Origin of the sequence: Lysinibacillus sp. OF-1, assembly GCF_028356935.1 — a bacterium.
Lineage (GTDB): Bacteria > Bacillota > Bacilli > Bacillales_A > Planococcaceae > Lysinibacillus > Lysinibacillus fusiformis_D.
Genome location: NZ_CP102798.1, coordinates 3,963,738 through 3,983,006 on the forward strand (window position 1 = coordinate 3,963,738; position 19,269 = coordinate 3,983,006).

Consider the following 19,269-nt stretch of genomic DNA (forward strand, 5'->3'; position numbering starts at 1 on the left):
TTCTCCGTTATGCCCTTTTGACCTTTTCGTTTTTGAAAGGGAAATTTCTTTGCTTGCAAAGAAAAACGGAGTGGTTTAGCGGAGCACCGTTTCAGAAATGAAAAGGCATGCCGAAGCATAGCTGAGGCAGTTAACTTGTTATATACACAAACTTAACGAGAAAATTGAATATCGCAGAGATTAATATGGAGATTGAATGTGTATAAAATTTTATAACACAAAAATTATTCAATCTTCCATAACTGAGATTTATGAATATGACGAATTAATCGCATATAATTTTACAAACCCCATTACCGTTGAAAAATCAGAACGTATAACTTTTGAAAATGCAACACCAGAAATGAAGCGTGAACGGATTGCAAGAATGAAAACTCGTTATCTTAATGAGCGTTGGGAAATTTCTAGATTAATAGACGTAAACTTTGATAACCAAACAAGTTTCCTTACGTTAACGTTTAAAGAAAACATTCAAGATATAACAAGTTGCAATTATGAATTCATGAAATTTATTAAACGATTAAACTACAAAATATATAAAACGAAAAAAGCCACTTTAAAATATTTAGCTGTATGGGAATTACAAAAACGTGGGGCAATTCATTATCATATCCTATTATTTTCAATATCTAAAATCCCTTATACAGAACTCTCAAAGTTATGGAAGTTTGGATCAGTTAATATAAAAAAAGTAGATGCAGATTCAAAAGAAAATCGTGGTCGGTATATTAGTAAATATTTCGCCAAAAATCTAGATGACTCGCAGCACCTACTAAAATTCAAAGGTAAAAAGCGATTCTTCACTTCTAAAAATTTAAAAAAACCAAGAATCAAAGTTATTTATAATACTGATAAACTAATATTCAATTCAAACGATATTCTATTTCAAAAAGAATATTACGGTAGAAAAAAGATAGGTGACCAATGGATAACCTTTCCTATACGATATACAAAGTTAAAATCTCTAGATTAAGTTAAGGAGCATTAGAATTATGGCAAGCTTCAAGAAGAGGGGTAAAACATGGGAATACATTATCTCAATTAAAGACCCTTTATCAGAAAAATATAAACGCATTACTAAGAGTGGATTTCGAACTAAAGCAGAAGCTACAAACACGGCTATACATTAAACGCTAGAATATCATTAGTTGCCTATTTTAAAGAATGGGTTGATATTTATAAAAAGCCTATTATTTCAGAACGTACTTACACAAAATATTTAACTACACTAAATTCATTAGAAATCCATTTTGGAAATACCTCTATCTCGGATATAAATAAAAAGTCTTATCAGAAAATCCTGAATGAATATGCAAGTACTCATGCGCCACAATCAACATCAAAGTTTAACAACCATATTCGCCAATGCATTAAAAATGCTGTTGAAGAAAAAATCATCATTGATAACTTTACGAATAATGCCGTTATCTCTGGAACAGATAATGTTAAGAAAAAAGAGGACAAATTTTTAAACTATGAAGATACTAAGAAAATGATAGCTTACTTTAAAGAACGTTTAGACCCTAAAACTCCAAGTTATTACATGATTATCTTAGCTTTTACTACAGGAATGCGTTATGGTGAATTATTAGGGCTTACATGGGATGATATAGACTTTGAAAACAATATAATTGATATTAACAAATCTTATGACTATCACACTCATAGTGGTTTTAAAAACACCAAAACTTTTTCTGCGCTTAGGAGTATCTCTATTGATGATGTTACATCAAGTTTGTTAAAAACCTTTAAAGAGCAGCAACAAATCTTATTCAATAATTTAAATGTAGTAAATCCTTTTAATCAAATTTTTTATCATTACATTGAGGGGATAGTATCTAATAATGCTGTTAATCAATCTTTAAGACGGGCATTAAAAAAGTTAGGGATTACTCCATTAATTACAATGCATGGTGCACGACATACTTACGGTAGTATTCTTATTTATAAGGGTGTTGATATTGCAGTTGTATCTGAAATTCTTGGTCATAGTGATACGCTAGTTACTAGTAGAGTGTATATTCATGTAATAAAAGAACTAAAAAAAAGGAACCAAAAATTAATAAATAATATACTAGAATCTATATATCAACTTTAATTCCTATCTATATAACATCTAAAAGTAGAATATATAATTATTCTACTTTTAGTTTTAAATGCTTTCTAAATTCTATATAGTTCTCTTCCGAAACTATCTTTCTTAAGACATCTCTTTTTCTATAAAAACTATTATCAACAAGCTCTATATGGCAAACCAAGAAAATTTTAATTGAAATTTCTAAAAGCTTATTAAATTCTTCTAAGAAATTATTCACTATATCATTATCTGCAAAATCGTTTCTATCTACAATCATTTTTAAAAACTCATTTACTTCATCACCAGATTTAACGTTACTATGTACAAATAAACAACATTCCGAATAAGTATTATCTAAATTCTCATATAAATCACTTATTTCCTCATGTGAGTTTATCATTTTTTTTACGTTACTAAAAAGTTTCATAACCCCAGTAGAATCATCATTTTGAAGCTTTAATAATACTCTCAAAAAATTCTCAATGTATGAGCGTAATATAAAATAATAATAGCGTTGGGATTTATGTGATACCGAATCTAATATAGATAAGATATCTTGTACTAAACATTTTAGATAATGCTTATTTTCATCTTCAACTTCTATTGATTTAAAAAACATCGTACTATAGGCAATTTTTTTTAGAATATCGATATTCAATGAATTATTTTCCACATCAAGAATTTCTAAAAACTTTTGAATGTCATCTTCTATAATATTCATTTCTATATCCCTCTTAGCCAAGAATCTAATTTATCATTTGCATTTTTTTTCTTTGCCCTCTTTTTTATTTCACCATCGCTTGATATTATATCTCCGAAATAATCAAGAATTGCCTGATTAATTTCTATTATTTCACCTTTCTCTTTTTGAGCTAAATATCTCCCAAGTTTAGCGACTATTAATGTTCTACTTTTAATAACGTATGGTAAATAAGATTCGTTGAAAACAACTTTTAAGAAAGGGATAATATCTTTATTATTTTTAAAAAGTTCATTAGAATAAACAATTAGAGTTACCGTACCGATAGTATAATTCTTATTTGATGTTTTTAAATGAACATGTTCTTGTAAATCTATTAATATACTATTATTCATCCAAATCATCCTTAATACTTGAAATTTGAGATATCCTACTTAAAAACTCTTCCGAGACATTCTTAATATCTTCTCTAGATTTACTATATTTAGATGCAATATTCCCTTGATACCCTACCATTAAATCATTAACTATAAACGTTGAAGAACTAAATATTCCCATCTGAGCAACATCTTTATTCTGTTCGAATCTCCATCTAATTTCACCCGTTTTCATTGTTTCTTCTTGTCTTCTCATTGTATAAACTATTCCTAAAGGAGTTATCTCTAATTCCTCATCATACATTAGATTAGATATAACCGTATTTAATAGTCTTATACCTAAAATTGAATATCGATCAATCTTTGCTGGAACAATATAATAATCTGAAGCAAATAAAGCTGCATCAGTATAAAAAGAAATAGTAGGTGGACAATCAATAAATATATAATCATACAATTCTTTTAATTTATGCTCATTAATAAATTTGTTTAGTCTTTTATATAACGATTTATTAGAAGTATCATCTTTAATTATATCAATCGTACCACATATCAAGTCAATATTTGGTTCACTTTCAAATTTTAAAATAACCTCCGAAACAGATGGAATCTTTGGTCTTTCTGAAATCGTTTTAGTATCTTCAAAAATCTTTCGAATAGTTATTCTATGACGATAATCATTCATATATTCTTCAGCTTGATTTACAAGGTCCATAATTGATTGTGTTGTATTAAATTGTGGATCTAAATCGATTAATAGAATCTTTTTTCCTTCATAATTAGCTAGATATTCTCCTATACCTATACAAAGAGTGGTTTTTCCTACGCCACCTTTCATATTAAGGGTCTTCGGATTTTATGGTGGAAAAGGGTCTATAAGTTACCCTTCTCCAATTTCTTAATAAGTGTGGAAAAATCTACACCATAGTTGCCTGTTTTGTCACGGTCTGTTATTTGATACGAATTGAAACTATCGTATAACATAGCTTTGCTGAAAGCACTTGAATTAAATCGAGGCTTCCGTTTCTTATGGAGCTTCTCATTAAAAAGTATTTTGGCTCGTAAGGCTTCAAATGAGTAACCTCTACCCATTCGTTCTACTTGCCTAATGATGCTATTTATAGACTCTGTATAAGCGTTAGTGAGCCTTTTATCGAAGTAGTTGAAGATTTCATCTTGCCAGTTTTCTACGGCTCTTACGAGGTCTTTATAGGCGTTTTTAGAGTTACTGGATAAACAACGTTGTCTCCAATACCTGTAACGTTCTCTGCCTTGGTCAAGGTCATCTGTATCCCATATCCAGTAGAACTCTTCTTTAAGTTCATAGGCTTCTTTTAGTTCAGGTAAATTACTTAACCAAGTATCCAAAAGGAATGAGTCTCGTTCATTCAGGTCATGCTTTCGTTTAAGAAGGATATACCTCTCACGCATAAGGGTACGCCTTTCTTTGGCTGTCATATTGGCTTTAAGAGACTTCCTAACACTGTCTAAGGCTTGATTAGCCATACGGACTACATGAAACTTATCTACAACTACTTTTGCGTGTGGCATAACTGTATTAACTGCGTCTTTGTAGGGCTTCCACATATCCATTGTGACGTATTCGATATAAGTATTGTCTGTAATCTCAGAAAGGCGTTGAATGACCGTATCTTTGTTACGATTGGGTTTTATGTCATATATAGTTCTACGTTCCACATTGGTCAATACAAGACGAGGTTTCTTGATAATGTGTATTTCGTCAATACCGAGCCATTTAGGAGTTTCAAACTGGTATTCAAGTTCTTTTAATGCCACATAGTTTTTAAAGATGTTCCTAACGGTTTTCTCGTCTACACCAACGTTTTCTGCTACTTCCACAAAAGTTTTAGACATGGACTGTTCTTCAATGGACTCCAACAATCTTTTAGTCATACTACGCTTTTCGTCAATGGATATAAGGCGTTCCCAAAATGTGGAACCACACTCACGACATTTATAACGTCTACGGTTTACTTGTAAGCCTACTCGCTTTAAATGAATAGGCAAGTCCATGATTAATTGTTTTCGTGAACTATGCTTGTACAGTTTGTCAAAACCGCATTTAGGACAACGTTCAGGTGGTTTGATTGCTTCCACTTTAAACATCATGTCGGTTTCATTTTCTTGTGGTGGTTCTATTGTTTTAAGGTCTGGTAGGAATAATAGGTCTAACATATTGTTCATCCTTTACTACTCCGTGTTTTTCAAGTATAGATTTGATATCAAAATTAAAATTGTTAAATATTTTTTGTGACCACAAATGCACTTAGAAAATCCCTTAAAGCATATACAATAGGTGATAGGAAAATAGTTTGGAAAATTCCTTTTGTAGAGTTTGCATTAAATAATGCACCCTATCGTTGGATAGCCTATGTACAAAAAAGGTTATCCTATAGTTGCACAGGATAACCTTCATTATTATTCAATTATGCAGTTGCACAGCTACAATCTTTGCACTCGCAAACTTCATCAGTACAATGATCTGCACATTCTTGATTACAATAAACTTTTCCATCAACCTCTACTTTGTTCTCACCAATAAGACAATTACAGTTAGAGCGTGCACATTTTTCCACTTTGAATCTCCTCCTATTTTGGTAAATCTTCTGTTAGGCACCATCCTTCGTGTAAAAGGCTGGTTACACAAGGATCAACAACTCGATACCGAATAAAATTTCCCTCACGAGACGAACGAACAATGCCCTTATCATCTAATCGTTGAAGTTGGTTAGAGATGGCTTGAGGTTTCATTTCGAGTTGTTCAGCCAACTCAGTAACGGATATGTTTGGTGTTCGAATCACTGCGTGTAATATCCGAAGCCTCGTGCCGTTTGAAAGGATTTTAAACGTTTCGCTCAATCCCTCCGCATAATCTATATCCAACAAAGGACGATCCGTTAGCTGAGGTTTAGGTGTACAACAATTTTCTTCCATTATTTCCTCCTCCACTTCACTATTACATTATATAGTGTAATAGTTTGTGTGTCAAATTATATTTTTTTAGATTATTCCGCATCAGCCAATGGAATATTACTTTGATTGTTTTCAACCCTTATTCCTTCTTTTTTCCATTTATGCCTGCGTAGGAACATTCCGTTGATAATAATAAGTAATGCACTACCTTCATTTATAATTAAACCTAATGTAAGAGGCATGACTCCGATCAAGGCAGTCACAACAAGGAACGCAACTATCGCTAACGAAATAGCAATATTTTGGTATATTTTAGAAACTGTCTTTTTACTTAATTTTAGTGTATATACTAGTTGATCTAAATTATCCTGCATTAAAGCAATATCTGCTGTCTCTAGTGCAACGTCTGTTCCTTGAACTCCCATTGCAATACCTACATCAGCCTGAGCCAGTGCTGGTGCATCATTTACACCATCTCCTACCATCGCTACCTGCCCATACTGTTTTTGCAATTCTTTCACTGCGTTAATCTTATCTTCTGGAAGGAGTTCTGCTCTTACTTCATCAACGCCAAGTTCTTTACCAATTGCTTCACCTGTTAGTCTATTATCACCTGTTAGCATAACAACCTTTTTCACACCAGCTTCTTTCAAACTTTGAATAGCTTGTTTTGCATTTTCTTTGGGTCTATCAGCTACTGCAATCATCCCAAGTACTTCATTGGCAGTTCCTAAGAGCATGACAGTTTTCCCTTGTCCTTGCAGCTTTTCAATTTGCATGACGTGGTCTTTATTTATGTTTACTTTTAATTCGTTAAACAAGCGTGGATTTCCAATGTAGTAATTATTTCCGTTAATCTTACCTTTTGCCCCACGACCTGTAAGTGAATCGAATTCTTCTACATCTGGAATTGTAATCTTTTTGTTTAATGTTTCTTCCATAATCGCATCAGCTAAAGGATGTTCGGATTGTTTTTCAAGCGCACCAGCAATATCCAATAATTGCTTATTTGAAAGGTCTGATACCGTTACAAGATCCGTGACCGAAGGCTTTCCAACTGTCAAGGTTCCTGTTTTATCAAATGCCACAACTTGAGTACTACCAGCTGATTCTATATAAATACCGCCTTTAACCATTACTCCACTTCGAGCTGCCGTTCCAATGCCAGTAACGACTGCGACTGGCACAGACAGTACTAATCCACAAGAACAAGAAACGACTAGTACCACTAAAGCTCTATATAACCATTCATCAAAAGGTTGACCAAAGAAAAGGGGAGGTACAATAGCCACAATGATCGCTAATACAAACATGGCTGGCGTGTAAATGGCACCAAATTTCTCACTGAACCGCTGTCCTTTCCCTTTTTTCATTTGTGCGCCCTCTACTAATTTAATAATTTGGGCTAGGGTTGTATCTTGAGCAAGTTTAGTCACTTCTATTTCCAATGCACCACGTCCATTTAATGTTGAAGCAAATACCTCATCTCCTAATTGTTTTGATACAGGTATTGACTCTCCAGTAATGGAAGCTTGATCAACTGTAGTTGAACCTTTAGTGACTACACCATCAACTGGTATTTTTTCTCCGGGACGTACCAGAACGATATCTCTGATTTCCACTTGTTCTGTCAATATACGCATTTGACGACCATTTCGAATGACTGTTGCTTCACTAGGGGCTAATTCAACTAATGCTCTAATTGCATTTCTGGCTTTATCTGATGCGTATGATTCCATTAATTCACCTAAAGAGAAAATAACGACAAGCATCGCAGCTTCTTCCCATAATCCTAGATAAATAGCTCCAATTACTGCCGCAATAAGCAATGTATTAATGGAGAGACTTCCATTTCTTAATTCAACCCATGCACTTCTTGCTGGATAGATCCCTCCAACAACAATTGCAATACTATATAAAATAATCGCCCACATTTCAGGTAGACCGAATCCAATTTCTGCAATCAGTGTAAATGCTGTGACGGTTGCGGCAATAATCAACAGTATTGTCCTTGGGTGTTTATACCACCTTGTATTCATTTCTGTGTTCCCCCTTATTTATGTTCCATTTTTAAAATGTAATCAAAAAAATTGATATGTTTTTATTCATTTGATAGGAAAAGATAAATTAAATACTAAACCCCACTCAAAAGTTATCTAAAGGGATAACATTAAGTGGGAAAACTGGAGTTATTTAACTACAGGGTGACCTACTTTTTTTAATTTATCAGCAATGTCGTCAAGAGTTACTCTGGAATCATCATAAGTTACAGTTAATTTTTCCGCAAAAAAGTTAGCCTCTGTACTTTGAATTCCCTTTAATTTTTTCAAAGCTTTTTCAACTGTTGTTGCACATGAAGGGCAATCCAAACCTTCCACTTTTAGAACATCAGTTTTTGCTGAATTCATTTTAAATTCCTCCCTTTTATTTAAGTAAAACGATAATACTTTTTATTACCAATTTCACAATTACATTGTATAGTGTAATAGTATTGTTGTCAATTCCTATATCTTATATTAATGACTGTCCTTTAATTTATCTGCTACATAGGTACAAATACAATAATTCGAATACCTCGATACAGTATAAGTCATAACAATAAGGTCTGTTTTCCAGTATGTCACACACTTTTTCCATGTATTGTGCCATAAATTTTCTTAGCTCTTGTTCGTTAGACTATTTTAACTTTCTCACGTATCTCTCGTATTTAATTGATACATTTATGACACTTAGTATTCCACCAGATATTCCGATTTGAACACTAATTATTTTTAAACTTTAAAAAGATAATTCCACTATAAAATCCGAAGACCCCATATTAATAAAAGAAACTACTTTACCATCTTTAATTTCTTGACTCATATACCAAATACCCCCATTCAAATTAATACTATTTTACCACAAATTATTGAACATCTTTTAAAGTTTTCTACATATTTTCTACATAAAAAAAAGAACCCTTGTTATTTCAAGGATTCTTCGCTGTAAAAGATACCGGTGGTCGGGGTCGAACCGACACTCCAAAGGAACACGATTTTGAGTCGTGCGCGTCTGCCAATTCCGCCACACCGGCATAATGGAGATAAAAAAAATCGGATACACCGATTAGAGTTAAAATATGGAGGCGGCAACCGGATTTGAACCGGTGATAAAGGTGTTGCAGACCTGTGCCTTACCACTTGGCTATGCCGCCATCGAAGTTGGAGCGGAAGACGAGGTTCGAACTCGCGACCCCCACCTTGGCAAGGTGGTGTTCTACCACTGAACTACTTCCGCAAAATGGCTGGGGTACCTGGATTCGAACCAGGGCATGACGGAATCAAAATCCGTTGCCTTACCGCTTGGCTATACCCCAAAAGATAATTATATAAATGGGGCGACTGATGGGAATCGAACCCACGAGTGCCGGAACCACAATCCGGTGCGTTAACCACTTCGCCACAATCGCCATTATATTATAATTTTTATTAATTTTACTTTAAATGGGGCGACTGATGGGAATCGAACCCACGAATGCCGGAACCACAATCCGGTGCGTTAACCACTTCGCCACAATCGCCATAAAATTAATTGGCAGGGGCAGTAGGAATCGAACCCACACCAAAGGTTTTGGAGACCTCTATTCTACCGTTGAACTATGCCCCTATAATAATAAAACTGGTGGAGGGGGACGGATTCGAACCGCCGAACCCTAAGGAGCGGATTTACAGTCCGCCGCGTTTAGCCACTTCGCTACCCCTCCGGGAATACATGGTGCCGGCGATAGGAGTCGAACCCACGACCTACTGATTACAAGTCAGTTGCTCTACCAACTGAGCTACACCGGCAAAAAAACATGATGGGTCAGGACGGAATCGAACCGCCGACACTTAGAGCTTCAATCTAATGCTCTACCAACTGAGCTACTGACCCTTGTTATTAAAATAAATGGCGGTCCCGACCGGGATCGAACCGGCGATCTCCTGCGTGACAGGCAGGCATGTTAACCGCTACACCACGGGACCATTTGGTTGCGGGGGCCGGATTTGAACCAACGACCTTCGGGTTATGAGCCCGACGAGCTACCACTGCTCCACCCCGCGATAATCATATACTATTGTAAAAATAATGGTGGAGGATGACGGGCTCGAACCGCCGACCCTCTGCTTGTAAGGCAGATGCTCTCCCAGCTGAGCTAATCCTCCATCTGGGTATTTAAATGGTGACCCCTACGGGATTCGAACCCGTGTTACCGCCGTGAAAGGGCGGTGTCTTAACCACTTGACCAAGGGGCCAACTTTTGGAATAAATCAAAGTGCTGGCGGAGAGTAAGGGATTTGAACCCTTGAGACAGTGTTAACCGCCTACACGATTTCCAATCGTGCTCCTTCGGCCACTCGGACAACTCTCCAAGAATGGCTCCGAAGGCAGGACTCGAACCTGCGACAACCTGATTAACAGTCAGGTGCTACTACCAACTGAGCTACTTCGGAATAATTTTAGTATATAGCCTAGCGACGTCCTACTCTCACAGGGGGAAGCCCCCAACTACCATCGGCGCTAAAGAGCTTAACTTCCGTGTTCGGTATGGGAACGGGTGTGACCTCTTTGCCATCATCACTAGACTATTTGAAAGACAATACTTATTATAACATATTTTATCAAAATTACAAGTATATTATAATATTTTTTATTCTTTCAAAACTGGATAAACGTACATTGAATGGTTCAAACATTTTGGTTAAGTCCTCGATCGATTAGTATTCGTCAGCTCCATGTGTCACCACACTTCCACCTCGAACCTATCTACCTCATCGTCTTTGAGGGATCTTACTTACTTGCGTAATGGGAAATCTCATCTTGAGGGGGGCTTCATGCTTAGATGCTTTCAGCACTTATCCCGTCCACACATAGCTACCCAGCGATGCCTTTGGCAAGACAACTGGTACACCAGCGGTGTGTCCATCCCGGTCCTCTCGTACTAAGGACAGCTCCTCTCAAATTTCCTACGCCCACGACGGATAGGGACCGAACTGTCTCACGACGTTCTGAACCCAGCTCGCGTACCGCTTTAATGGGCGAACAGCCCAACCCTTGGGACCGACTACAGCCCCAGGATGCGATGAGCCGACATCGAGGTGCCAAACCTCCCCGTCGATGTGGACTCTTGGGGGAGATAAGCCTGTTATCCCCGGGGTAGCTTTTATCCGTTGAGCGATGGCCCTTCCATGCGGAACCACCGGATCACTAAGCCCGTCTTTCGACCCTGCTCGACTTGTAGGTCTCGCAGTCAAGCTCCCTTGTGCCTTTACACTCTACGAATGATTTCCAACCATTCTGAGGGAACCTTTGGGCGCCTCCGTTACCTTTTAGGAGGCGACCGCCCCAGTCAAACTGTCCGCCTGACACTGTCTCCTGCCCCGCTAAGGGGCATGGGTTAGAATTTCAATACAACCAGGGTAGTATCCCACCGACGCCTCCTTCGAAGCTGGCGCTCCGAGATCTCTGGCTCCTACCTATCCTGTACAAGTTGTACCAAAATTCAATATCAGGCTACAGTAAAGCTCCACGGGGTCTTTCCGTCCTGTCGCGGGTAACCTGCATCTTCACAGGTACTATAATTTCACCGAGTCTCTCGTTGAGACAGTGCCCAGATCGTTACGCCTTTCGTGCGGGTCGGAACTTACCCGACAAGGAATTTCGCTACCTTAGGACCGTTATAGTTACGGCCGCCGTTTACTGGGGCTTCAATTCGCAGCTTCGCTTGCGCTAACCACTCCTCTTAACCTTCCAGCACCGGGCAGGCGTCAGCCCCTATACGTCACCTTACGGTTTTGCAGAGACCTGTGTTTTTGCTAAACAGTCGCCTGGGCCTATTCACTGCGGCTCTCATGCGCTTGCACGCTCAAGAGCACCCCTTCTCCCGAAGTTACGGGGTCATTTTGCCGAGTTCCTTAACGAGAGTTCTCTCGCACACCTTAGGATTCTCTCCTCGACTACCTGTGTCGGTTTGCGGTACGGGCACCTCTCACCTCGATAGAGGCTTTTCTTGGCAGTGTGAAATCAGGAACTTCGTCCATACGGACTCGCCATCACAGCTCAACGTTACAGTGTGCGGATTTGCCTACACACACGCCTTACTGCTTGGACGCGCATAACCAACAGCGCGCTTACCCTATCCTACTGCGTCCCCCCATTTCTCAAACGGTGAGGAGGTGGTACAGGAATATCAACCTGTTGTCCATCGCCTACGCCTATCGGCCTCGGCTTAGGTCCCGACTAACCCTGAGCGGACGAGCCTTCCTCAGGAAACCTTAGTCATACGGTGGACGGGATTCTCACCCGTCTTTCGCTACTCATACCGGCATTCTCACTTCTAAGCGCTCCACCAGTCCTTCCGGTCTGACTTCAACGCACTTAGAACGCTCTCCTACCACTGACATCGTAGATGTCAATCCACAGCTTCGGTGAATCGTTTAGCCCCGATACATTTTCGGCGCAGCGTCACTCGACCAGTGAGCTATTACGCACTCTTTAAATGATGGCTGCTTCTAAGCCAACATCCTGGTTGTCTGTGCAACGCCACATCCTTTTCCACTTAACGATTACTTTGGGACCTTAGCTGGTGGTCTGGGCTGTTTCCCTTTTGACTACGGATCTTATCACTCGCAGTCTGACTCCCGTGTATAAATATCTGGCATTCGGAGTTTGTCTGAATTCGGTAAACCGGGATGGCCCCCTAGTCCAAACAGTGCTCTACCTCCAGTATTCTCATCACGAGGCTAGCCCTAAAGCTATTTCGGAGAGAACCAGCTATCTCCAAGTTCGATTGGAATTTCTCCGCTACCCACACCTCATCCCCGCACTTTTCAACGTGCGTGGGTTCGGGCCTCCAGTAAGTGTTACCTTACCTTCACCCTGGACATGGGTAGATCACCTGGTTTCGGGTCTACGACCACGTACTATTTCGCCCTATTCAGACTCGCTTTCGCTGCGGCTCCGCCTTCTAAAGCTTAACCTCGCACGTAATCGTAACTCGCCGGTTCATTCTACAAAAGGCACGCTATCACCCATTAACGGGCTCTAACTACTTGTAGGCACACGGTTTCAGGATCTCTTTCACTCCCCTTCCGGGGTGCTTTTCACCTTTCCCTCACGGTACTGGTTCACTATCGGTCACTAGGTAGTATTTAGCCTTGGGAGATGGTCCTCCCGGATTCCGACGGAATTTCACGTGTTCCGCCGTACTCAGGATCCACTCAGGAGAGAACGAACTTTCGACTACAGGGCTTTTACCTGCTCTGGCGGACCTTTCCAAGTCGCTTCATCTAACTCGCTCTTTTGTAACTCCGTATTGAGTGTCCTACAACCCCAAGAGGCAAGCCTCTTGGTTTGGGCTCTTCCCGTTTCGCTCGCCGCTACTCAGGGAATCGATTTTTCTTTCTCTTCCTCCAGGTACTTAGATGTTTCAGTTCCCTGGGTCTGCCTTCAAGACGCTATGTATTCACGTCAAGATACTACGCGATTAAACGTAGTGGGTTCCCCCATTCGGAAATCTCCGGATCAAAGCTCACTTACAGCTCCCCGAAGCATATCGGTGTTAGTGCCGTCCTTCTTCGGCTCCTAGTGCCAAGGCATTCGCCGTGCGCCCTTAATAACTTAACCAAGTTATTAAGCCTATAAAAAAACTTAAAAAAATAAATGTGTTTGTTACAATTTCAATGTCGTTTTATCCAGTTTTCAAAGAACAAAGCTACTGCCTGCTTATACATCTCGCAGCTTTGCGACGAAAGCGTAGCGACAGGAGCACATAATTAGAAGTAATTCATTCAAGAAGAATGAACCTTCAAAACTGAACGCAAAACGTAATCTTACAAACCCTAGGTTTGTATTCCGAAATAATCCTTAGAAAGGAGGTGATCCAGCCGCACCTTCCGATACGGCTACCTTGTTACGACTTCACCCCAATCATCTATCCCACCTTCGGCGGCTGGCTCCAAAAGGTTACCTCACCGACTTCGGGTGTTACAAACTCTCGTGGTGTGACGGGCGGTGTGTACAAGGCCCGGGAACGTATTCACCGCGGCATGCTGATCCGCGATTACTAGCGATTCCGGCTTCATGTAGGCGAGTTGCAGCCTACAATCCGAACTGAGAACGACTTTATCGGATTAGCTCCCTCTCGCGAGTTGGCAACCGTTTGTATCGTCCATTGTAGCACGTGTGTAGCCCAGGTCATAAGGGGCATGATGATTTGACGTCATCCCCACCTTCCTCCGGTTTGTCACCGGCAGTCACCTTAGAGTGCCCAACTAAATGATGGCAACTAAGATCAAGGGTTGCGCTCGTTGCGGGACTTAACCCAACATCTCACGACACGAGCTGACGACAACCATGCACCACCTGTCACCGTTGCCCCCGAAGGGGAAACTATATCTCTACAGTGGTCAACGGGATGTCAAGACCTGGTAAGGTTCTTCGCGTTGCTTCGAATTAAACCACATGCTCCACCGCTTGTGCGGGCCCCCGTCAATTCCTTTGAGTTTCAGTCTTGCGACCGTACTCCCCAGGCGGAGTGCTTAATGCGTTAGCTGCAGCACTAAGGGGCGGAAACCCCCTAACACTTAGCACTCATCGTTTACGGCGTGGACTACCAGGGTATCTAATCCTGTTTGCTCCCCACGCTTTCGCGCCTCAGTGTCAGTTACAGACCAGATAGTCGCCTTCGCCACTGGTGTTCCTCCAAATCTCTACGCATTTCACCGCTACACTTGGAATTCCACTATCCTCTTCTGCACTCAAGTCTCCCAGTTTCCAATGACCCTCCACGGTTGAGCCGTGGGCTTTCACATCAGACTTAAGAAACCACCTGCGCGCGCTTTACGCCCAATAATTCCGGACAACGCTTGCCACCTACGTATTACCGCGGCTGCTGGCACGTAGTTAGCCGTGGCTTTCTAATAAGGTACCGTCAAGGTACAGCCAGTTACTACTGTACTTGTTCTTCCCTTACAACAGAGTTTTACGAACCGAAATCCTTCTTCACTCACGCGGCGTTGCTCCATCAGGCTTTCGCCCATTGTGGAAGATTCCCTACTGCTGCCTCCCGTAGGAGTCTGGGCCGTGTCTCAGTCCCAGTGTGGCCGATCACCCTCTCAGGTCGGCTACGCATCGTCGCCTTGGTGAGCCGTTACCTCACCAACTAGCTAATGCGCCGCGGGCCCATCCTATAGCGACAGCCGAAACCGTCTTTCAGTGTTTCACCATGAGGTGAAACAGATTATTCGGTATTAGCCCCGGTTTCCCGGAGTTATCCCAAACTATAAGGTAGGTTGCCCACGTGTTACTCACCCGTCCGCCGCTAACGTCGAAGGAGCAAGCTCCTTCTCTGTTCGCTCGACTTGCATGTATTAGGCACGCCGCCAGCGTTCGTCCTGAGCCAGGATCAAACTCTCCATAAAGGAAATTTGAATAGCTCAAATTGTTTTGCTGGCATCATTTTGATGTCCAAAATTTTGTTTCGTTCATTAACCGAAGTTAGTTACTGAAAACTTTATTGATTACGTTTTGCTTGTTCAGTTTTCAAGGTTCATTATTCAAGTCGTTTTTCAGCGACTTCTTAATATTAACATCTCGCTCAAATCATGTCAACTACTTTTTTGAAAAAGTTTTTTGTGTTTTTCATCGAGCATTTCGTTATGTCTTAGCGACAATTAATATAATACAATATCAAGATATCATTCGTCAACTACTTTTCTAAAAAAATATCGAGGTATTTTTAAATACCTCGATTACAAGCATACTACAGTCATTGCCCCATTTCTAGTGCCTCTTTATTGACCTTGTAATGACGGTGAAATATCATCTCATTTTTTGCAGCAATTGGTTCTATTTGAATATAGCCTTTATCCACTAAATATTCGACAAACACTTCTAAATCTACTGAGTAATTCATGAGCTCATGATGGTCATGCAATTCCTGAATCGTCCACATGTCTTTCGTTTGCATAACTTCTAATATATGCTGTGCACCATCACGTGTACGAGAATGAATTAAAAACTCACTTGCTAAAAACAATAATTCTAAGCGCTTTTCTATTGGCTCATTACTCGTCACTAGCTCTTCATACAGCTTGTAGATAGCAGGCTCTATTTTTTTCACTTGTGCCCAAACAGTAACTTCAGGGTATAGTCCGCTATCTATAATAGAAAGACGACCCAAATGATGTAATGAATCGACTACGTGATTATAAGCATCCAAGTAACTTCCTTTATCGAAGTATTCTTTCCCCTCCAGATATCTGCGAATTAACTTTGAGAATTGGATGCCTGTTTTAATTTTACGACCGCTATACGGGAATTCTTGCAATTCTATTTTTAATTTATGCAAAAATTCATTACGATCAAATAACACCCTTCCAAAGAAAATCCAATCGACTACCTTCTTATTAGAACCGATGAGCAACCATTTTCGTATTAACTTCTCTGTAACTGTATGTAGAGCTACTTTATTTCCTTCATATAAGTAATGTTTCGAAAAGACTGGCTGCTCTGCTTCTTTTACGATAATTAATAAAACTGTATCAAATGTATCTGTAACGTTACTATGTTCCTCACGCTTCTCCACTAAAATTACGCCTAATGTATTCGACTGACTCGCACGTTCTTGGTAGATTGGACGCAATACCTGCTCCATGTTCAGCCCCCCTTTATTCATATAGGTTCTCTTGTTCCGTTAAAAATTCGACATACTCTAAAAGTATTCCTTCTTTCATTCATCTCAAAGCTAAAATACTTCGCCCTTATATGTTATAGTAGATTTTAGATTGGGAGGCAAGATGAAATATGAAACCTTACAAAAGTAAAATTAATAAAATTCGTTCATTCGCATTAGCACTAATCTTCTTCGGTTTTATTGTCATGTACGGAGGAATTTTCTTTAAAAATAGCCCGATATTAGTTTTAATTTTCATGTCATTAGGTGTTTTATGTATTATCGGTAGCACAGTCGTATATGCTTGGATCGGGTTGCTTTCAACAAGAGCTATTCAAGTGGAATGTCCTAATTGTCATAAACATACAAAGGTTTTAGGGCGTGTTGATATGTGCATGTACTGTAATGAACCACTAACGCTTGATCCAACTTTAGAAGGTAAAGAGTTCGATCAATCCTATAATAATAAAACAAAAAAATCCTAGCCCTTGTAAGAGCTAGGATTTTTATTGTACTTTAGCAGTAGCAACTTTACATGATGGACAAGTGCCGTATATCTCTAAACGATGCGAGTGCACATCAAAACCAGTTACCTGTGATGCAAAATGCTCTATTTCGTCGAGTCCTGGATAATGGAAATCGACGATCTTACCACAGCATTCACAAATCATATGGTAATGGTCATTTGTCACGAAATCAAAGCGACTTGAAGCATCTCCATAAGTCAGTTCTTTCACAAGACCCACTTCACGAAATACACGCAGGTTGTTATAGACAGTCGCTACACTCATATTAGGAAACTTTCCCTCGAGTGCTTTATAAATTTCATCGGCAGTAGGATGTGCCATTGATTGAATAAGATATTCCAAAATAGCATGACGCTGAGGAGTAATACGAACACCAGTTGTTTTTAACGTGTCCAGTGCATCCTGTAAATGCGTTGCAGACATCGTCATGCACCTCTTCCATAAGTATTATTAATTTATAATTGTTATAAATAGTGTATCCAATTCGCACTACTTCGTCAACAATCACACATTGCTTATTCTCAATAAATCAATGGCTGGCCCTTAATATCCTCTAGATAAATCCATCGTATTTTCTAAATCCGTGTCACCCTTCAGCCATTTTGTTAGGCTTGGCTTGAAAATTTCTAAGCTTCGTTCAACATAACGAGAAGAATGGCTAGATACATGTGGTGATACAATGACATTCGGTAACGTCCATAATGGATTGTCCGTTGACAGAGGCTCTTCTTCAAAGACATCTAAAACGGCGTAACCAATTTGCTCTTTTTTGATTGCTTGAATGAGTACCCTTTCTTCCACTAAATTGCCTCGACCAAAATTCATGAAGATGGCGCTATTTTTCATAGCAGCAAAATGCTCTTCTTTTAATAAATGGGTCGTTTCTTTTGTTTTTGGTAACACCGAAATAACGATATCCGCATTAGGTAAGGCCTCTTTTAATTGAGCAAAGCTAATCATCGTATCCATATACGCCGCTTCTTTTCCAGAGCGGTTGCAGCCAATCGTCGTCACGCCAAAAGCCTGCAATAAACGCCCAACTTCTGAACCAATCGCTCCTGGGCCTAAAATAAGCGCCGTACTATCTCGTAATTCCGTTTGCTGCGCTTTTTTCGACCATTCACTTTTCTTTTGCTGCTCATACATCCAAGGTAACGCACGTTTAATCGCTAAAATATGGGCAAGCATCGATTCAGCCATTGGTGTTTTATGAATACCACGGACATTCGAAACTAAAATCCCACGTTCAATAATCGCTTGAGCTGGCATTTTTTCTATACCTGCTGAGGCAACGAAAATCCATTTTAGCTTTGTCGCATATTGGATACTTTCTTCTGTTAAATCTTCACCATATGTAACTAAAACATCCGCTTGTTGAAGAACTTCATTCGATAAGCCACTTTTGAAGATAAAATCAACCTGTGGAAATTCTGCTAATAACGGCTCTCGTAAATCTGGTCTAGGTTCAAATGTAAAATAGATTTTCACTTTGCTGCCTCCTGATCTGCTAAATAGGTATACACTTCTTCAATATGATTTTTTACACGTACTTTACGCCAAGCTTTTACAAGCTTACCCTCAGTATCAATTAAAAACGTTGAACGCTCTATGCCCATATATTCACGTCCATACATTTTCTTTAAAACCCACACACCATATGCTTCAGCAACGGTATGATCGTCATCAACTAATAATGAAAATGGTAAACTATGCTTATCAATAAATTTTGTATGTTTGTTTGCGTTATCTGGACTAACACCCAGAACAACAGCATTTAAATGACTGAAGTCCTCGAACTTATCGCGAAAATCACAAGCCTCCGTCGTGCAGCCTGGTGTCATATCTTTGGGATAGAAGTATAAAATAACATTCTGTCCTTTCAAATTAGCTAACTGTACCATTTCTCTCTTTTCATTCATTAGAGAAAAATCTGGCGCCTTTTGTCCTTCTAGTAAAGTCAT

Annotated in this window: 15 protein-coding genes, 16 tRNA genes and 3 rRNA genes; 4 read left to right on the forward strand and 30 right to left on the reverse strand. The window is 39.5% G+C overall.

Annotated features, from left to right (window positions below; genetic code table 11):
• The first annotated feature begins 196 nt into the window (after positions 1–196).
• From NV349_RS19400 to NV349_RS19405, 3 genes are read left to right on the forward strand one after another with little or no spacing between them, the layout of a single operon-like run.
• The gene (locus NV349_RS19400; protein WP_271910964.1) at positions 197–973 is read left to right on the forward strand and encodes a rolling circle replication-associated protein; all 777 of its coding nucleotides are present in this window, start codon (positions 197–199) and stop codon (positions 971–973) included.
• A 19-nt stretch (positions 974–992) separates the two neighbouring features.
• On the forward strand, positions 993–1,130 hold the full coding sequence (locus NV349_RS23280; RefSeq protein ID WP_442916381.1) for an Arm DNA-binding domain-containing protein: 138 nt from the start codon (positions 993–995) through the stop codon (positions 1,128–1,130).
• An 8-nt stretch (positions 1,131–1,138) separates the two neighbouring features.
• Positions 1,139–2,098 carry a tyrosine-type recombinase/integrase gene (locus NV349_RS19405; RefSeq protein ID WP_442916455.1) on the forward strand — a complete coding sequence of 320 codons (960 nt, stop codon included), beginning with the start codon at positions 1,139–1,141 and terminating at the stop codon, positions 2,096–2,098.
• Between the two features lie 37 nt (positions 2,099–2,135).
• Here NV349_RS19405 and NV349_RS19410 read toward each other — a convergent pair whose 3' ends face one another.
• The 27 genes from NV349_RS19410 to NV349_RS19545 form a co-directional block, all read right to left on the reverse strand.
• The gene (locus NV349_RS19410; protein ID WP_271910966.1) at positions 2,136–2,798 is read right to left on the reverse strand and encodes a hypothetical protein; all 663 of its coding nucleotides are present in this window, start codon (positions 2,796–2,798) and stop codon (positions 2,136–2,138) included.
• A gap of 2 nt (positions 2,799–2,800) precedes the next feature.
• Entirely contained in the window at positions 2,801–3,172 is a 372-nt protein-coding gene (locus NV349_RS19415; protein ID WP_271910967.1) for a hypothetical protein, read from the reverse strand.
• Positions 3,165–3,992 carry a ParA family protein gene (locus NV349_RS19420; protein ID WP_271910969.1) on the reverse strand — a complete coding sequence of 276 codons (828 nt, stop codon included), beginning with the start codon at positions 3,990–3,992 and terminating at the stop codon, positions 3,165–3,167. Before NV349_RS19420 ends, NV349_RS19415 begins: the two co-directional genes overlap by 8 nt.
• 35 nt (positions 3,993–4,027) lie before the next feature.
• Positions 4,028–5,350, reverse strand: a complete 1,323-nt coding sequence (locus NV349_RS19425) for an ISL3 family transposase (protein WP_086709176.1) — start codon at positions 5,348–5,350, stop codon at positions 4,028–4,030.
• A gap of 414 nt (positions 5,351–5,764) precedes the next feature.
• Entirely contained in the window at positions 5,765–6,109 is a 345-nt protein-coding gene (locus NV349_RS19435; RefSeq protein ID WP_086709174.1) for an ArsR/SmtB family transcription factor, read from the reverse strand.
• 71 nt (positions 6,110–6,180) lie between these two features.
• Positions 6,181–8,127, reverse strand: coding sequence for a heavy metal translocating P-type ATPase (locus NV349_RS19440; protein WP_271910972.1), 1,947 nt, complete (start codon positions 8,125–8,127; stop codon positions 6,181–6,183).
• A 150-nt stretch (positions 8,128–8,277) separates the two neighbouring features.
• Positions 8,278–8,496 (reverse strand): heavy-metal-associated domain-containing protein, encoded by a 219-nt coding sequence (locus tag NV349_RS19445; protein ID WP_010731340.1) that lies wholly within the window; start codon positions 8,494–8,496, stop codon positions 8,278–8,280.
• Positions 8,497–9,080: 584 nt separating this feature from the next.
• Positions 9,081–9,161: transfer RNA gene (locus NV349_RS19450), tRNA-Leu, on the reverse strand.
• 46 nt (positions 9,162–9,207) lie between these two features.
• A tRNA-Cys gene (locus tag NV349_RS19455) sits at positions 9,208–9,281 on the reverse strand.
• An 8-nt stretch (positions 9,282–9,289) separates the two neighbouring features.
• A tRNA-Gly gene (locus NV349_RS19460) sits at positions 9,290–9,364 on the reverse strand.
• Between the two features lie 4 nt (positions 9,365–9,368).
• Positions 9,369–9,443: transfer RNA gene (locus NV349_RS19465), tRNA-Gln, on the reverse strand.
• A gap of 17 nt (positions 9,444–9,460) precedes the next feature.
• A tRNA-His gene (locus NV349_RS19470) sits at positions 9,461–9,536 on the reverse strand.
• Between the two features lie 35 nt (positions 9,537–9,571).
• A tRNA-His gene (locus tag NV349_RS19475) sits at positions 9,572–9,647 on the reverse strand.
• Positions 9,648–9,659: 12 nt separating this feature from the next.
• Positions 9,660–9,733: transfer RNA gene (locus NV349_RS19480), tRNA-Trp, on the reverse strand.
• Positions 9,734–9,746: 13 nt separating this feature from the next.
• Positions 9,747–9,830, reverse strand: a tRNA-Tyr gene (locus tag NV349_RS19485).
• A 9-nt stretch (positions 9,831–9,839) separates the two neighbouring features.
• Positions 9,840–9,915 (reverse strand) — tRNA-Thr (locus NV349_RS19490).
• A gap of 12 nt (positions 9,916–9,927) precedes the next feature.
• A tRNA-Phe gene (locus NV349_RS19495) sits at positions 9,928–10,000 on the reverse strand.
• A gap of 16 nt (positions 10,001–10,016) precedes the next feature.
• Positions 10,017–10,092, reverse strand: a tRNA-Asp gene (locus NV349_RS19500).
• 3 nt (positions 10,093–10,095) lie between these two features.
• Positions 10,096–10,170, reverse strand: a tRNA-Met gene (locus NV349_RS19505).
• A gap of 26 nt (positions 10,171–10,196) precedes the next feature.
• Positions 10,197–10,272: transfer RNA gene (locus NV349_RS19510), tRNA-Val, on the reverse strand.
• A 15-nt stretch (positions 10,273–10,287) separates the two neighbouring features.
• A tRNA-Glu gene (locus NV349_RS19515) sits at positions 10,288–10,362 on the reverse strand.
• Between the two features lie 24 nt (positions 10,363–10,386).
• A tRNA-Ser gene (locus NV349_RS19520) sits at positions 10,387–10,478 on the reverse strand.
• Positions 10,479–10,483: 5 nt separating this feature from the next.
• A tRNA-Asn gene (locus NV349_RS19525) sits at positions 10,484–10,560 on the reverse strand.
• Between the two features lie 16 nt (positions 10,561–10,576).
• Positions 10,577–10,692: ribosomal RNA gene (gene rrf / locus NV349_RS19530) — 5S ribosomal RNA — on the reverse strand.
• Positions 10,693–10,804: 112 nt separating this feature from the next.
• A 23S ribosomal RNA gene (locus NV349_RS19535) occupies positions 10,805–13,732 on the reverse strand.
• Positions 13,733–13,976: 244 nt separating this feature from the next.
• Positions 13,977–15,528 (reverse strand): 16S ribosomal RNA (locus NV349_RS19540).
• The 16S, 23S and 5S rRNA genes sit together here with 16 tRNA genes alongside, the layout of an rRNA operon.
• A 347-nt stretch (positions 15,529–15,875) precedes the next feature.
• On the reverse strand, positions 15,876–16,763 hold the full coding sequence (locus NV349_RS19545) for a nucleotidyltransferase-like protein (protein WP_036122165.1): 888 nt from the start codon (positions 16,761–16,763) through the stop codon (positions 15,876–15,878).
• Between the two features lie 149 nt (positions 16,764–16,912).
• Here NV349_RS19545 and NV349_RS19550 point away from each other — a divergent pair, with 149 nt between their 5' ends.
• A complete protein-coding gene (locus NV349_RS19550) occupies positions 16,913–17,266 on the forward strand; it encodes a YgzB family protein (protein WP_004230509.1) in 354 nt (117 codons plus the stop codon).
• Positions 17,267–17,287: 21 nt separating this feature from the next.
• Here NV349_RS19550 and perR read toward each other — a convergent pair whose 3' ends face one another.
• The 3 genes from perR to bcp form a co-directional block, all read right to left on the reverse strand.
• The gene (gene perR / locus NV349_RS19555) at positions 17,288–17,731 is read right to left on the reverse strand and encodes a peroxide-responsive transcriptional repressor PerR (RefSeq protein ID WP_004230508.1); all 444 of its coding nucleotides are present in this window, start codon (positions 17,729–17,731) and stop codon (positions 17,288–17,290) included.
• 120 nt (positions 17,732–17,851) lie between these two features.
• Positions 17,852–18,796 carry a D-2-hydroxyacid dehydrogenase gene (locus tag NV349_RS19560; protein WP_271910978.1) on the reverse strand — a complete coding sequence of 315 codons (945 nt, stop codon included), beginning with the start codon at positions 18,794–18,796 and terminating at the stop codon, positions 17,852–17,854.
• Positions 18,793–19,269, reverse strand: coding sequence for a thioredoxin-dependent thiol peroxidase (gene bcp, locus NV349_RS19565; protein WP_271910980.1), 477 nt, complete (start codon positions 19,267–19,269; stop codon positions 18,793–18,795). The genes NV349_RS19560 and bcp overlap by 4 nt, the downstream gene beginning before the upstream one ends.

Coding starts and splice junctions, on each gene's coding strand:
- NV349_RS19400 (WP_271910964.1), top strand. CDS start 197: ATGTGTATAAAATTTTATAACACAAAAATTATTCAATCTTCCATAACT.
- NV349_RS23280 (WP_442916381.1), top strand. CDS start 993: ATGGCAAGCTTCAAGAAGAGGGGTAAAACATGGGAATACATTATCTCA.
- NV349_RS19410 (WP_271910966.1), bottom strand. CDS start 2,798: ATGAATATTATAGAAGATGACATTCAAAAGTTTTTAGAAATTCTTGAT.
- NV349_RS19415 (WP_271910967.1), bottom strand. CDS start 3,172: ATGAATAATAGTATATTAATAGATTTACAAGAACATGTTCATTTAAAA.
- NV349_RS19420 (WP_271910969.1), bottom strand. CDS start 3,992: ATGAAAGGTGGCGTAGGAAAAACCACTCTTTGTATAGGTATAGGAGAA.
- NV349_RS19425 (WP_086709176.1), bottom strand. CDS start 5,350: ATGTTAGACCTATTATTCCTACCAGACCTTAAAACAATAGAACCACCA.
- NV349_RS19435 (WP_086709174.1), bottom strand. CDS start 6,109: ATGGAAGAAAATTGTTGTACACCTAAACCTCAGCTAACGGATCGTCCT.
- NV349_RS19440 (WP_271910972.1), bottom strand. CDS start 8,127: ATGAATACAAGGTGGTATAAACACCCAAGGACAATACTGTTGATTATT.
- NV349_RS19445 (WP_010731340.1), bottom strand. CDS start 8,496: ATGAATTCAGCAAAAACTGATGTTCTAAAAGTGGAAGGTTTGGATTGC.
- NV349_RS19545 (WP_036122165.1), bottom strand. CDS start 16,763: ATGGAGCAGGTATTGCGTCCAATCTACCAAGAACGTGCGAGTCAGTCG.
- NV349_RS19550 (WP_004230509.1), top strand. CDS start 16,913: ATGAAACCTTACAAAAGTAAAATTAATAAAATTCGTTCATTCGCATTA.
- perR (WP_004230508.1), bottom strand. CDS start 17,731: ATGTCTGCAACGCATTTACAGGATGCACTGGACACGTTAAAAACAACT.
- bcp (WP_271910980.1), bottom strand. CDS start 19,269: ATGACTTTACTAGAAGGACAAAAGGCGCCAGATTTTTCTCTAATGAAT.